Origin of the sequence: Streptomyces sp. NRRL F-6492 (genome assembly GCF_001280125.1) — a bacterium.
Lineage (GTDB): Bacteria > Actinomycetota > Actinomycetes > Streptomycetales > Streptomycetaceae > Streptomyces.
In genome coordinates, this window is the sequence record NZ_LGEG01000114.1 from 23,577 (window position 1) to 37,209 (window position 13,633).

Genomic DNA, 13,633 nt, shown 5'->3' on the forward strand with positions numbered 1-13,633 from the left:
CCAAGGTGCACCGTCCTCGCGGGGAGTGGGCGGAGTCGGGCCCGCCGGACGTCCGGGCCGATTGTCACTGTAGGCCGGTAGAGTGACGGACCGTGACAGCGCGACCTTTGAACGAACTGGTGGAGCCCGGCTGGGCGGAGGCCCTGAGTCCCGTCGCGGGGCGGGTGGCGGCGATGGGGGACTTCCTGCGCGCCGAGATCGCCGCGGGCCGGACCTACCTCCCCTCCGGGCCGAACGTCCTGCGGGCCTTCCAGCAGCCCTTCGACGACGTGAGGGTCCTGATCGTCGGTCAGGACCCCTACCCCACGCCCGGGATGGCGATCGGACTGAGCTTCGCGGTCGCGCCCGAGGTCCGCTCCCTGCCCGGCAGCCTGGAGAACATCTTCCGGGAGCTGCACACCGACCTGGGGCTGCCCCGGCCGTCGAACGGCGACCTGACCCCCTGGACCCGGCAGGGCGTCCTGCTCCTCAACAGGGCGCTGACCACCGCCCCGCGCAAGCCCGGCGCCCACCGGGACAAGGGCTGGGAAGAGGTCACCGAGCAGGCGATCCGCGCCCTCGCGGCCCGGGGCAAGCCCCTGGTGTCGATCCTGTGGGGCCGCGACGCCCGCAACACCCGCCCCTTCCTGGGCGGCCTCCCGGCGGTCGAGTCGGCGCACCCCTCCCCGATGTCGGCGGACCGGGGCTTCTTCGGCTCCCGGCCCTTCAGCCGCGCCAACGAACTCCTGCTCGGCCTGGGCGCGCAGCCGGTGGACTGGCGCCTGCCCTGACCCGGCGCGCGGGCGGCGGCGCGGCTCAGACCACCGCCGCCCGCACGCACAGCACGTCCGGCAGGTGCTCGGCGAGGAGCCGCCAGGTGTCCCCGTCGTCCTCGCTCGCGTACAGCTCGCCGTTCCGGTTGCCGAAGTAGACGCCCGCCGGGTCCGCGTCGTCCGTGCACAGCGCGTCCCGCAGCACCGTGCCGTAGTGGTCGCCCCCGGGCAGCCCGGCCGACAGCGGCTCCCACGTGGCCCCGGCGTCGGTCGTGCGGTAGACCCGGCACCGGCGGCCCGCCGGCACCCGGTCGGAGTCCGCCGTGATGGGGAAGAGGTAGGCGGTGCCGGGGCGGTGGGGGTGCGCGGCGACCGCGAAGCCGAAGTCGGACGGGAGCCCCGAGCCGATGTCGGACCAGACGGCGCCCGCGTCGTCGCTGCGGAAGACGCCCCAGTGGTTCTGGAGGTAGAGCCGGTCCGGATCGCCCGCGTCCTGCGCGATCTTGTGGACGCACTGGCCGAACTCGGGGTGCGGGTCCGGCAGGAACACCGCCGACACGCCCTCGTTGGAGGGCTCCCACGCCGCTCCGCCGTCCCGCGAGCGGAACACCCCGGCGGTCGACACCGCGACCGTGAGCGCCTCCGGACCGCGCGGGTCGGTGACCACGGTGTGCACGGCCTCGCCGCCCCCGCCGGGCACCCACCGCGAACGGGTCGGGTGCTCCCACAGCGGCCGGACCAGCTCGAAGGACTCGCCGCCGTCCGCCGACCGGAAGAGCGCGGCCGGCTCCGTCCCCGCGTACACCACGCCGGGGGAGTGCTCCGGCGCCGGGTGCAGCTGCCAGACGCGCTCCAGGGAGGCCCCGGTGTCCTCGGGGAACCGCACGGCCGGCCGGGCCGGCTCCGTCCAGCTCCGGCCGAGGTCGTCGGAGTGGAAGACGGACGGGCCCCAGTGGGCGCTGTCCCCGCCGACGAGCAGGCGCGGGGCCGGCCCCCGGGTGTCGACGGCGACCGAGTACACCGCCTGGGCGGGGAACGCCGGGTCGTCGAACTCCCACCGCCCGTCGTGCCTGCGGCCGATGAAGAGGCCCTTGCGGGTTCCCATGGTGAGGAGTACGTCGGGCATGGCTGCCACCTCCAGGACGTCCTTGTCACGGATACGGCCAGTCTGCACCCGCCCACCGACAACGCCCCCCGGACGCGCCTCCGGGCCCCGGGAACCCGTCAGATCGCCCAGGCGTACTGCGCCGGCGCGTGGGTCCGCGCGCCCAGCTCGCGGGCGGCGCGGCGGGGCCAGGAGGCGTCGCGCAGCAGCTCGCGGCCGAGGAGGACCGCGTCGGCCTCGCCGTTGGCGACGATCTTCTCGGCCTGCGCGCTCTCGGTGACGAGGCCGACCGTGGCCACGGGCAGCCCGGTCTCCGCCCTGACGCGGGCGGCGAAGGGCACCTGGTAGCCGGGGCCCACGGGGATCCGGGCCGGCCCGCCGTTGCCGCCGCTGGAGACGTCGAGGAGGTCCACGCCGTGCTCGCGCAGCAGCGCGGCGAACCGCACGGTCTCGTCGGCCGTCCAGCCCTGCTCCTCCAGCCAGTCGGTGGCCGAGATCCGGAAGAAGACGGGCAGGTCGTCGGGCCACACGGCCCGCACCGCGTCCACGACCTCCAGGGCGAGACGGGTCCGGTTCTCGAAGGAGCCGCCGTACGCGTCCGTGCGCCGGTTGCTGTGCGGGGAGAGGAACTCGCCGATGAGGTAGCCGTGGGCGCCGTGCACCTCGACCACCTCGAAACCGGCCTCCAGGGCGCGGCGGGCCGCGTCCGCGAACTGCCCGGTGATCTCCCGGATCCGCTCCTCGGTCAGCTCGGTCGGCACCGGGTGGCCCTCGTCGAACGGGACCGGGCTGGGGCCGACGGGCTGCCAGCCGTCGCCGCCGGGCGCGACGGGCCCGCGGCCCTCCCAGGGGCGGTTGGTCGAGGCCTTGCGTCCCGCGTGGCCGATCTGGATGCCGGGCACGGTGCCGTGCTCCTTGAGGAAGCCGGCGATCCGCCGCAGCCCCTCGGTCTGGGCGTCGTTCCAGAGGCCGAGGTCCGCCGGGCTGATGCGGCCCTCGGGGGAGACGGCGGTCGCCTCGACCAGGATCAGTCCGGCGCCGCCGGTGGCGCGGGCGGCGTAGTGGGCGAAGTGCCAGTCGTGGGCGACACCCGCGTCCGGGCCGGTGGTCTCCGCCGAGTACTGGCACATGGGCGCCATCCAGACCCGGTTGGGGAAGGTCAGGGACCGCAGGGTGTAGGGCTCGAACAGGGCGACGCTCATGACGGACTCCGTTTCGGGGTGCCTGGGTTGCGGGATGCCTGGGTTTCGGGATGCCGCGAAGACACTCGTACGATACTCACCGTAGTACGGCGCCTGTCAAACTACGAGACTCCTCGTACAATGGGCGTCTTCCCGGAGAAGTGGAGCCGCCGCCATGACGACCACCGCCAGCCCGCGCGTCCTCGAACACCCCACGCGCGACCAGATCCGCCTCGAAGAGGTGCTGCACGCGCTCGCGGACGCCGTGCGCCTGCGGATCGTGCGGGACATGGCGCGCGAGGACGCCGAACTGAGCTGCTCCCACTTCGACCTCCCGGTGACCAAGTCCACGACGACGCACCACTTCCGGGTGCTGCGCGAGAGCGGGGTCGTCCGGCAGGTGTACCGGGGGACGGCGAAGCTCAACGCCCTGCGCAGGGAGGACCTCGACGCCCTCTTCCCCGGTCTCCTCGACACCGTCCTCGCGGCGGCGGCGGCCCAGGCCGGCCGCGAGGGGGCGGGAGCGGACGCGGGCGCGACGGCCTGACGGCCGCGAGGCCCGTGACGGTCGCGGGAGCCCGGCGGCCGTCACGTTCCTGACGGCCGCGAGGACCTGACGGCCGCGAGGACCTGCCGGCTCCGACGGTCCGGCGGGAGGCGCCGTCCCTACAGCGAGCGCATCCGGTTGATCTCCGACGTCTGCTGGGCGATCACGTCGTTCGCCATCTCCTCCACGAGGCCGTTGTTGCCCCCGCCCAGCAGCTCCGCCGCCATCGTCACGGCCCCCTGGTGGTGCGTGATCATGAGCTTCAGGAAGAGCGCGTCGAAGGCCTTGCCCCGGGCGTCGCGCAACGCGGCCAGCTGGGCCTCGGTGGCCATGCCCGGCATCGAGTGGTGGTCGTGCGCCCCCTGGTCGCGCGGCCCGCCGTTGTTCTTCAGCCACCCCTCCATGGCGCCGATCTCCGGCTTCTGGGCCGCCGAGATCCGTTCGGCGACCTTCCTGACCCCGGCGGACTCCGCCCGCCCCGGCGCCAGTCCGGTCATCGTCAGGGCCTGGCGGTGGTGCACGATCATCATCTGGACGTACCGGAAGTCCGCGCCGTTCGGGCTCTCGTCGGGAAGCAGCCGGGCCGCCTCCTCGGGGCTCACCCGCCGGGCCGGTTCACCCGGCTTCCCCGGCGCGATCACCGTCCCCCCGGTCGAGGCCGCCCGCGGAGCATCCTCGTCCGGCGCCGAGTCGCAGGCGCCCAGGGCGAGTACGGCGGCGGCGGACAGGGCCACGGCGGCGACGGCACGCTGACGGCGGATCAACAACGCGACCTCCAGGTCTTCTTGCGGGCACGGAGACCGTTCCTAGCACTTTTCTCCGGGGGACCGATCGGAATCCTTCATTACGTCTGTGTTGCCATCTGTTGAGATGTGCACGGCAAGGAAGATACTGCCGGGGTCCAGAACCCGTTCAAGACTGAACGGACACCAGGGAGGACGGAGTGACTTCGTTGCGTACCCCGCGTACCACGACCGCCGCGCGTGACCCGCGCGGACGGATCAGACGCCTGGGCGTGGCATCCGCCGCGGCCGGACTGCTGGCCACGCTGCTCACCGCCGGCCCCGTCGCCGCCACCCCCGACCCCGGAGACGCCCCCGCGCGGGCCACGGTCTCCTCGGAGCGGGCGGCCGACGCGCGTTCCGCGATCCGGAGCGGCGAGATACCCGGCGTGGACGAGATCGTCCACACCCGGAACATCGAACACCTCGCGAACATCCCCAAGGACGCCCTGCCGGGGCTCAACACGGATCTCGCGTTCCAGGGCAAGTACGCCTTCGCGGGCAACTACGACGGCTTCCGGATCTTCGACATCAGCAGGCCGAAGTCCCCGAAGACCGTCGCCCAGGTCCTCTGCCCCGGCTCCCAGAACGACATCTCGGTCTCCGGGGACCTGCTCTTCCTCTCCACCGACTCCTCCCGGAGCGACGACTCCTGTGCGAGCACCACGCAGCCCGCCACGGTCAAGGAGTCCTGGGAGGGCATGAAGATCTTCGACATCAGCGACATCAGGAACCCGAAGTACGTCGCCTCCGTCGAGACCGCCTGCGGCTCCCACACCCACACGATCGTGCCGCAGCGCAAGAACGTGTACGTCTACGTCTCGTCGTACGGTCCCGCCGACGCGTTCCCGGACTGCCAGCGCCCGCACGACGGCATCTCGGTCATCAAGGTGCCCCGCAAGGCGCCCGAGAAGGCCAGGCTCGTCGGCTTCCCCGTCCTCTTCCCGGGCGATGGCCCGGACGGCGGCGGCAACCCGGGCGCCCCCAGCAACCCGGGCGTCTCCAAGACCACCGGCTGCCACGACATCACCGTGCTGCCGGAGGAGGACCTCGCGGCCGGCGCCTGCATGGGCGACGGCATCCTCTTCGACATCTCGGACCCCGAGCGCCCCCGGGTGATCGACCAGGTCCAGGACAACGTCAACTTCGCGTTCTGGCACTCCGCGACCTTCAACCTGAAGGCGAACAAGGTCGTCTTCACCGACGAGCTCGGCGGCGGCGGCGCGGCCACCTGCAACGCCGAGGTCGGCCCGAACCGGGGTGCCGACGGCATCTACGACATCGTCGGCAAGGGCAAGAAGCGCAAGCTCGTCTTCCGCGGCTACTTCAAGATCCCGCGCCACCAGGCCGCCACCGAGAACTGCGTCGCCCACAACGGCTCGCTGATCCCGGTCAAGGGCAAGGACCTCATGGTCCAGGCCTGGTACCAGGGCGGCGTCTCGGTCTGGGACTTCACCGACTCGGCCAAGCCGAGGGAGATCGCCTACTTCGAGCGCGGCCCGCTCTCCGACACCACCCTGTCGGTCGGCGGCTCGTGGTCCGCGTACTACTACAACGGCCACATCTACTCGAACGACATCGCCAAGGGCTTCGACGTCCTCAAGATCTCCGACCGCCTCACCGACCCCGCCAAACGGGTCCGGCTGGACGGGCTCAACGTCCAGACGCAGCCGGACTACTTCGACTGATCCGGCCCGGCGCGGCCCTCGCGGCCCGTCGGCGACCTGAACGACGGCGTGCCGTCGGGCGGACCCCCGTCCGGCGGCACGCCGAGTTCCCAGTCCAGTCCGTACCGGGCGAACAGCTCCGACCGCAGCCGCGTCCACGGCATCGGGGCCCCCGGCAGCAGCACCGCCACCACCGCGCCCATCAGCAGGGCCCGCAGCAGCGGATAGTCCGTGTCCACGTCCTCGGAGCCGTACCGCTCGACCGTGTCGCGCAGCAGGAAGGCGAGGCGCTGCTGCTCCTCGCACCGGACGAAGCCCTCGGCCTGCAGGATGCCCGCCATGTGGGTCCGCATCAGGGTCGGGCGCTCCACCGCGAGGCCCAGGATCGCGTCGATCGCGCGGGCGAGCAGCTCCCGGCCGTCCTCCGTGCGCGGCTCGCGCACGAGCGCGGCCTCCAGGGTGAGGTGCATCAGCCGGTGCACCGCCGACTGGAGCAACTGCCGCTTGCCGGGGAAGTAGTACGAGACGAGCCCCCGCGCCGTACCCGCCCGCTCCGCGATGTCGCCGAGCGTGGTCGCCTCGTAGCCCCGCGTGTCGACGAGCTCCACGGTGGCCTGCAGAATGCGCTCCCTCGACCGTCGTCGGAGCTCTTCATTGACCGATGGGCTACGCGGGGACATGCTGGACTCCTGCGTTGACTGGCTGCCGGCCAATATACTCGGCGCATCCCGTCGGCCTGCCCCCGTGGCGGACCGCCGGGGACGCCGTCTGTTCTGGGCGACACGGGGGATCGTCCAGAACAGACGGCTTCATCGTGTCCTCCCCGTTCCGCCCCGGCCGTCGTCGCCCCCACCGGCCCCGGAGGCGGCCGGCACGCCGCGCCGCTCGCTCCGGCGGTACGCGAGGATCGCCACGGCCACGCAGAACCAGCCGAGCAGCCAGCCCCCGACGACGTCCGAGGGCCAGTGGACGCCCAGATAGGTCCGCGTCCACCCCACCCCGAGCACCGACACCACCGCGGCGACCGCGAGCGCGCCCCAGCCGCGCCACTCGTCCCGCCAGTGCAGCGCGAGGACCCACAGCAGCAGCCCGCAGGTGACCGTCGCCGTCATCGCGTGCCCGGACGGGAAGGCCGCGTAGCGCGCCCAGTCGACCGGGTCGGGCCACTGGGGCCGCTCCCGCCCCACGAGGGCCTTCAGTCCCTGCTGGAGCAGCACGGCGAGGGCGCTCGTCCCGACCACCCACAGGGCGAGCCGCCGCTCGCCCCGCCACCACAGCAGCACCGCCGCGCCGGCGGCCAGGGCGCGCATCGTCAGGGGGTCCCACACCCAGTCGCTCAGGACGCGGTTGACCCGGGTGAGGCCGGGGTGGGCGACGGCGCTGCGGTGCAGTTCCTCGGCGACCGACCGGTCGAAGGAGAGCAGTGGCGACCATCCCACGGCGACGAGCGCGAGCAACAGGGCGGACAGGACTCCGGAGACCACGGCGGAGGAGCGCATGGGCCGATCCTCCCCCAGGATCGGCCCGGCACGATCCCTCACACGCCCCGCGCGCCTCCCGGGACGCCCGGCCGGACAGGCCCGGGGTCTGTCCGGCGCCGCGGCCCACTCGACCCCGATCCGCCGGACAGGCCCTAGCCCAGCGCGCGGAGGGCCGGGACGAAGGCCACGAGCACCGGGACCACGGGCACCAGGGACGCGGCCGCCGTCAGGCGCAGCCGACGTCCGGCGGTGAGCCGGGGCGCCGCGGTCAGGAGGCGGTTCACCCGCTGGGGCAGGCCCGCGCCCGGGGCCGGACCGGGCCCGAACACCCCGCGGTCCTCGTTCAGTTCGACCAGCGCGAGCGCGATCGTCAGCCGCCCGAACCGGCGCGAGGCCACGTCGTCGGCGGCCAGCTCCACCAGGCGGTGCATCTCCTCGCGGAAGGCCGTGAAGACGGGGACCCCGGGGAAGCCGGCGGCCAGCGCCGCCGAGCAGTGCAGCAGCCAGTCGTGCCGGGCCCGGGCGTGGCCCTGCTCGTGCGCCAGGACCGCGTCCAGCTGACGCCCCTTCAAGCGGCGCAGCGCCGCCGTGGTGATGACCAGCTGGGGCGTGGGCCCCGCCAGCCACCAGGCGTCCGCCCGCTCGCCCTCCAGGACCACCAGGCGCTCGCCGGCCGGCTCCTCCCCGGGCATCAGGGGCGCCCGGACGAGCAGGTCGCAGCGGCGCTGCCGGCGGCGGGCGCGGGCCCGGCCGATCTCCCGGCCCAGCATCGCCCCGGACCACACCCCGCCGGCCGCGAGGACCACCGCGAGCACCGCCGACCAGGGGCCGGTCGTACCGAGTTCGTACGCCTCGACCACGGCGCTCGGCGCGGGCGCGAAGACCTGCCCCCGCACGGCCTGCCAGGCGGTCGACGCACTGAACGTCATGGAGAGCGCGAAGCTCAGCAGGACGGCGGCCACCACGCACTGCCAGACCCACAGGGCCACCACGGGTTCTCGCTCGACCCAGTCCGCCCGGGACAGCAGCCGGGGGGCCACGAGGGCGGTCAGGAGGCCGAGCAGGAACAGCGCGAGGGAGACCCACATGACGCCAGCCTATGAGCGCGGTACCGGTCGGGGGTACGGGCACGGAGAGCAAGTGACGTACGCCACGGTTTCGTTGCCCCGGCTGTCCCTCCCCCGCTCCCGATTCCCGCAGCTCCTGCCCTCCGGGCCCTCCCGCCTCCTCAGAGCGTCACGAGCATCGCCACCATGCCCAGCGCCATCGACAGCCGGCACGCCAGCGTCATCTCCGGCCCACCCGCCCGGACGGCCCCGCCCGCCCGGACCGTCCCACCCGCCCGGACCGTCCCGCCCGTCGGCGCGGAAGGGCCCGCGGGGCCGCCCGCCGGCGCCGTCACCGGAACGAGCCGCGCCCCCGCGCGCAGCACGTACACCACGTAATAGAGGAGGAGTCCGCCCGTGAGCACGGGTATGCCCCCCGCGCCCGCCGTCATGTGCCCCGCGTGCGCCCCCGGCGCGCCGGGGGCCGCCATCGCCACCGCCATGTAGACCATGGCGAGCGAGCCCACCAGGTGGTGCAGATGGTGGGCGCCGTGCCGGACGGCGAGCAGGCCGTGCAGGGCCGTCGCGCCGAACACCGCCGCGTACACCGCCCAGCTCCACCCCGGCGGAGTCAGGACCGCCGCGGGCAGCGCCATGAACGCCATCCCGAACCCCATCACCGCCTCGCCGCCCGCGGCCCGCCGCTCCTCCCCGGCACACACGCGCATCCGCAGCAGGCAGTACACGCCCGTCAGCGCGCACAGGGCGACCAGCAACCACCCGGACAGAGCCGGTCCGTGCACGGCACACCTCCCCCTCGACACCGTCCCCTCCGGGGAGGGATGCCCGTCCGCCCGGAGCGGTACGCGGGCGCACGGTTGCGCACAGGCGTACGAGGGGGAGCGAAAGGTGCGCGCGTTAGGCTCGGGACGATCGCGCACGCCGATCGTCGACGCTCGAGGGGAGCCCCATACATGGAGACCGCCACGTCCCAGGAGACCGGCCGGATCAGCTATCGCGAAGCGGTCCTGGAGGACGTCCCCGTCCTCGTCCCGCTCGTGGAGTCGGCCTACCGGGGCGACGCCAGCCGGGCGGGCTGGACCACGGAGGCGGACATCCTCCAGGGGCAGCGCACCGACCCCGAGGGCGTGGCCGCCGTCATCACCGCCCCCGGCAGCCGGCTCCTGGTCGTCGAGCGGGACGGCGAGGCCGTCGCCTGCTGCCAGCTGGAGCACCGCGGCGAGGCCGCCTACTTCGGCATGTTCGCCGTCCGCCCCGAGCTCCAGGGCGCGGGTCTGGGCAAGCGGATCATCGCCGAGGCCGAGCGCCGGGTGCGCGAGCTGTGGGACGTGCGCGAGATGCACATGACGGTGATCTCCGTACGCGAGGAGCTCGTCGCCTGGTACGAGCGGCGCGGCTACCGGCGGACGGGCCGGACGACGCCGTTCCCCTACGGCGACGAGCGCTTCGGCCTGCCCCAGCGCGACGACCTGGAGTTCGAGCTGCTGGTCAAGCCGCTGGTGTGAACCCGGGACCCCGGACCCCGGATCCCGGATCCCGGGATCCGGCCGGACTCGAACGGCCCTGAAGGGCGGAAGCGTGGCCTCACCCCTGACCGACAGGAAAAACTTCTGTCGCCAGGGGGGTCTCGCAGGAGATTTTCTCTTGCTCCCCTTGTGGGAAGGAAGCACGGTGGTTACGGTGTCTTGACGCGAGGTTCTCCTGTGGAGGAAGAGGCATGACGGAAATTCTTGTGCAGGACGTGACCGGTGAGGCGATATCCACCGACGCCCGAGTGATCGACCACCCGGCCTGGCCCGAGCTCAAGAACGCCGTGGAGGAGATCCGCGCCTGGCAGCGCGCGGACGGGTCCGTCGACTTCGAGGCCGAGGGCGCCCCCGCCCGCTCCCTCGTCGAGCTGGCCCTCGACCGGATCGTCGCCGCGGTCGAGCAGCTCTCCCCGCTCCTCCCGCACGACGCCGCCTACCACCGCGCCCTCGTCTCCGACCTGCGCAAGTGGGCCGAGAGCGGCTTCGCGGTGCCGGACTTCCTGGACGCGCTGCTCGCCTTCCAGCCGGCCGCCGACCGCGCCGACGGGCTCCAGCACCTCGTGCTCTTCCCGATGTACACGCAGAACGGCAACCCGGACCGCAACCTCGAAGCCGTCGTGCTCCGCATGGTGTGGCCCGAGTGGCTCGCCGACCTGGAGCGCACCCGCTACGACAACCCGCTCTTCTGCGGCATCACCTTCGAGGACTTCACCGCCGGGTACGACACCAACTCGGCCGTCCTCTTCCCGGAGACCATCGCCGTCCGCGAGGCCCCCGAGCGCTTCACCTGGGGCGGCATCTTCTGCGACCGCGAGGCCGCCCGCTTCCGCAAGGTCACCGAGGCCGCCGTCGACACCCTGGGCATCGAGCTGCCCGCCGACGTCGCCGCGATGATCGACGACCAGGAGCGCTGCGAGAAGGCCTTCGTGCTCTGGGACATGGTCCACGACCGCACCCACAGCCACGGCGACCTGCCCTTCGACCCCTTCATGATCAAGCAGCGCCAGCCCTTCTGGATGTACGGCCTGGAGGAGCTCCGCTGCGACCTCACCGCCTTCAAGGAGGCCGTGAAGCTGGAGGCCGAGGGCAACGGGCACGGCCGTGACGTGCAGTACGCCGTCCTCTTCGACCGCATGTTCCGCTTCCCGCTCTCCGGCGACCGGAACCGCAACTACGACGGCCTCGGCGGCCAGCTCCTCTTCGCGTACCTCCACAAGCACGACGTGGTGCGCTGGACGGACAACACGCTCAAGATCGACTGGCAGCGGGCCCCCCAGGTCACCAACCAGCTCTGCGCCGAGATCGAGAAGCTCTACCGCGACGGCATCGACCGCCCCAAGATCGTCCACTGGTTCAAGGCGTACGAGCTGGTCTCCACCTACCTCGCCCCGCACCCGGGCTCGAAGTGGGCCAAGGGTCCCGACGCCCTCGACCTGTCCCTGCCGCCGCGCAAGCTCGTCGACGACGTGCTTCCGGACGAGTTTCCGCTCAGCATGTTCTTCGAGGCCCTCGCCAAGAAGCTGAAGGGCGTGATCGCCGACACCAAGGGGATCACCGCCGCCGGCGCCCCGCGCACCGAGCGGGCCGCCGCGTGAGCGCTCCTGCCGAGTACACGGGGAACGCCGAGCGCACGGAGGAGACGGTGCCCATGAACGCCGAAGGAAACGGCGGGCCGCTCGACGGCGCCGTCATCGCGGTCGCCGGAGCGGCCGGCCCCGCGGGCCGCGCCACGCTGCTGCGGCTCGCCGAGGCGGGCGCGACCGTCGTCGCGTCCGACGCGGACCCGGCCCGCCTCGCGGAGGCCGTCGACGCCGCCCGCTACGCGCACGGCGGCGCCACGGTGGTCGGCGACACCGTCGACCTGCTCGACCCGGCCGCCACCCGCGACTGGGCCGCGAAGACCGAGGGCGAGTTCGGCCGCATCGACGGCCTGGTCCACCTCGTCGGCGGCTGGCGCGGCAGCCCCTCCTTCACGGAGACCGAGCTCAAGGACTGGGACTTCCTGGAGAAGCTCCTGATCCGTACGGTCCAGCACACCTCGCTCGCCTTCCACGACCCGCTGCTCCGCGCGGGCGGCCGCGGCCGCTACGCCCTGATCAGCCAGGTCGGCGCCCACAAGCCGGTCGCGGGCAACGCCGCGTACAACGCGGGCAAGGCCGCGGCCGAGGCCTGGACCCTCGCCATGGCCGACTCCTTCCGCAAGCTGGGGGGCGACGACGGCCCGCAGGCGGCGGCTGCGATCCTGGTGATCAAGGCATTGGTGCACGAGGCCATGCGCGCCGAACGCCCCAACGCGAAGTTCGCGGGCTTCACCGACGTCGACGACCTGGCCGCAGAGATCGCCGGCCTGTGGGACAAGCCCGCCCAGGAAGTGAATGGACAGCGTCTGTGGCTGACCCCCAAGCCGTGACCGCGGCCCTCGGCCCCAGGACCGACGCACGTCGTCACCACGACCCGTCGGTCCGGGGCTTCGCCAGCGACAACTACGCCGGCGCCCACCCCGAGGTCCTCGCGGCCCTCGCCCTCGCCAACGACGGCCACCAGGTGGCCTACGGCGAGGACCAGTACACCGATCACCTCCAGCGGATCGTCCACAGCCACTTCGGGCCGAGCGCCGAGGCCTTCCCGGTCTTCAACGGGACCGGGGCCAACGTGACCGCCCTGCAGGCGCTCACCGACCGCTGGGGCGCCGTCATCTGCGCCGAGTCCGCCCACATCAACGTGGACGAGGGCGGCGCGCCGGAGCGGATGGGCGGCCTCAAGCTGCTCACCGTGCCGACCCCGGACGGCAAGCTCACCCCCGAGCTGATCGACCGGCAGGCCTGGGGCTGGGAGGACGAGCACCGGGCCATGCCCCAGGTCGTCTCGATCACCCAGAACACCGAGCTGGGCACCGTCTACACGGTGGACGAGATCCGCGCGATCACCGAGCACGCCCACTCCAAGGGCATGAAGGTGCACCTCGACGGGGCCCGGATAGCCAACGCCGCCGCCTCGCTCGACGTGCCCATGCGCGCGTTCACCAACGCGGTGGGCGTGGACGTGCTCTCGTACGGCGGGACCAAGAACGGGATGGTCTTCGGCGAAGCCGTGATCGTGCTGAACCCCGACGCGGTCAGCCACATGAAGCACCTGCGCAAGCTGTCCATGCAGCTCGCGTCGAAGATGCGGTTCGTGTCGGTGCAGCTGGAGGCCCTGCTCGCGAAGGACCTCTGGCTGCGCAACGCCCGCCACGCCAACGCGATGGCCCAGCGCCTCGCGGCCGGGGTGCGCGCCCTCGACGGGGTGGAGATCCTCTACCCGGTCCAGGCCAACGCGGTCTTCGCCCGCCTCCCGCACGAGGTGAGCCGCCGGCTCCAGGAGCGCTTCCGCTTCTACTTCTGGGACGAGATCGCCGGGGACGTGCGCTGGATGTGCGCCTTCGACACCACCGAGGACGACGTGGACGCCTTCCTCCAGGCCCTGAAGGAAGAACTGGCCCGCTAGCCCGGATTGAATGAATATGCGGCCGGACGGAAAGTC

Annotated in this window: 14 protein-coding genes; 7 read left to right on the plus strand and 7 right to left on the minus strand. The window is 72.8% G+C overall.

What is annotated here, in order from left to right; all coding sequences use genetic code 11:
* Positions 1 to 92: 92 nt before the first annotated feature.
* Positions 93 to 770: a uracil-DNA glycosylase gene (locus ADL08_RS10580; RefSeq protein ID WP_053641822.1), complete on the plus strand. Its 678-nt coding sequence runs from the start codon at positions 93 to 95 to the stop codon at positions 768 to 770.
* Positions 771 to 795: 25 nt separating this feature from the next.
* On the opposite strand, the gene ADL08_RS10585 is transcribed toward ADL08_RS10580, so the two are convergent.
* Positions 796 to 1,878 carry a WD40/YVTN/BNR-like repeat-containing protein gene (locus ADL08_RS10585; protein WP_053641823.1) on the minus strand — a complete coding sequence of 361 codons (1,083 nt, stop codon included), beginning with the start codon at positions 1,876 to 1,878 and terminating at the stop codon, positions 796 to 798.
* A 98-nt stretch (positions 1,879 to 1,976) separates the two neighbouring features.
* A complete protein-coding gene (locus tag ADL08_RS10590) occupies positions 1,977 to 3,059 on the minus strand; it encodes an NADH:flavin oxidoreductase/NADH oxidase (protein ID WP_053641824.1) in 1,083 nt (360 codons plus the stop codon).
* Positions 3,060 to 3,213: 154 nt separating this feature from the next.
* Between ADL08_RS10590 and ADL08_RS10595 the strand changes: the two genes are divergently transcribed.
* Positions 3,214 to 3,585 (plus strand): ArsR/SmtB family transcription factor, encoded by a 372-nt coding sequence (locus tag ADL08_RS10595; RefSeq protein ID WP_053641825.1) that lies wholly within the window; start codon positions 3,214 to 3,216, stop codon positions 3,583 to 3,585.
* A gap of 119 nt (positions 3,586 to 3,704) precedes the next feature.
* On the opposite strand, the gene ADL08_RS10600 is transcribed toward ADL08_RS10595, so the two are convergent.
* Entirely contained in the window at positions 3,705 to 4,352 is a 648-nt protein-coding gene (locus ADL08_RS10600; RefSeq protein ID WP_053641826.1) for a DUF305 domain-containing protein, read from the minus strand.
* Positions 4,353 to 4,528: 176 nt separating this feature from the next.
* Between ADL08_RS10600 and ADL08_RS10605 the strand changes: the two genes are divergently transcribed.
* A complete protein-coding gene (locus ADL08_RS10605; RefSeq protein WP_053641827.1) occupies positions 4,529 to 6,055 on the plus strand; it encodes an LVIVD repeat-containing protein in 1,527 nt (508 codons plus the stop codon).
* Here the strand turns inward: ADL08_RS10605 and ADL08_RS10610 are convergent.
* The 4 genes from ADL08_RS10610 to ADL08_RS10625 all read right to left on the minus strand — a co-directional run bounded on the left by ADL08_RS10610 (position 6,043) and on the right by ADL08_RS10625 (position 9,364).
* On the minus strand, positions 6,043 to 6,714 hold the full coding sequence (locus ADL08_RS10610) for a TetR/AcrR family transcriptional regulator (protein WP_053641828.1): 672 nt from the start codon (positions 6,712 to 6,714) through the stop codon (positions 6,043 to 6,045). The two genes, ADL08_RS10605 and ADL08_RS10610, sit on opposite strands and share 13 nt — an antisense overlap.
* Before the next feature lie 129 nt (positions 6,715 to 6,843).
* Positions 6,844 to 7,533 carry a phosphatase PAP2 family protein gene (locus ADL08_RS10615; RefSeq protein WP_078968544.1) on the minus strand — a complete coding sequence of 230 codons (690 nt, stop codon included), beginning with the start codon at positions 7,531 to 7,533 and terminating at the stop codon, positions 6,844 to 6,846.
* Positions 7,534 to 7,667: 134 nt separating this feature from the next.
* On the minus strand, positions 7,668 to 8,603 hold the full coding sequence (locus tag ADL08_RS10620) for a M56 family metallopeptidase (RefSeq protein WP_053641830.1): 936 nt from the start codon (positions 8,601 to 8,603) through the stop codon (positions 7,668 to 7,670).
* A 140-nt stretch (positions 8,604 to 8,743) separates the two neighbouring features.
* Entirely contained in the window at positions 8,744 to 9,364 is a 621-nt protein-coding gene (locus ADL08_RS10625) for a DUF5134 domain-containing protein (RefSeq protein WP_053641831.1), read from the minus strand.
* Between the two features lie 171 nt (positions 9,365 to 9,535).
* On the opposite strand from ADL08_RS10625, the gene ADL08_RS10630 reads away from it, so the two are divergent.
* The 4 genes from ADL08_RS10630 (at position 9,536) to ADL08_RS10645 (ending at position 13,597) form a co-directional block, all read left to right on the plus strand.
* The gene (locus ADL08_RS10630) at positions 9,536 to 10,087 is read left to right on the plus strand and encodes a GNAT family N-acetyltransferase (RefSeq protein ID WP_053641832.1); all 552 of its coding nucleotides are present in this window, start codon (positions 9,536 to 9,538) and stop codon (positions 10,085 to 10,087) included.
* Between the two features lie 212 nt (positions 10,088 to 10,299).
* Positions 10,300 to 11,706: a DUF6421 family protein gene (locus tag ADL08_RS10635; RefSeq protein ID WP_053641833.1), complete on the plus strand. Its 1,407-nt coding sequence runs from the start codon at positions 10,300 to 10,302 to the stop codon at positions 11,704 to 11,706.
* A 53-nt stretch (positions 11,707 to 11,759) separates the two neighbouring features.
* On the plus strand, positions 11,760 to 12,521 hold the full coding sequence (locus ADL08_RS10640) for an SDR family oxidoreductase (RefSeq protein ID WP_053641922.1): 762 nt from the start codon (positions 11,760 to 11,762) through the stop codon (positions 12,519 to 12,521).
* Positions 12,518 to 13,597: a threonine aldolase family protein gene (locus tag ADL08_RS10645; RefSeq protein ID WP_053641834.1), complete on the plus strand. Its 1,080-nt coding sequence runs from the start codon at positions 12,518 to 12,520 to the stop codon at positions 13,595 to 13,597. The genes ADL08_RS10640 and ADL08_RS10645 overlap by 4 nt, the downstream gene beginning before the upstream one ends.
* The last annotated feature ends 36 nt before the right edge of the window (positions 13,598 to 13,633 follow it).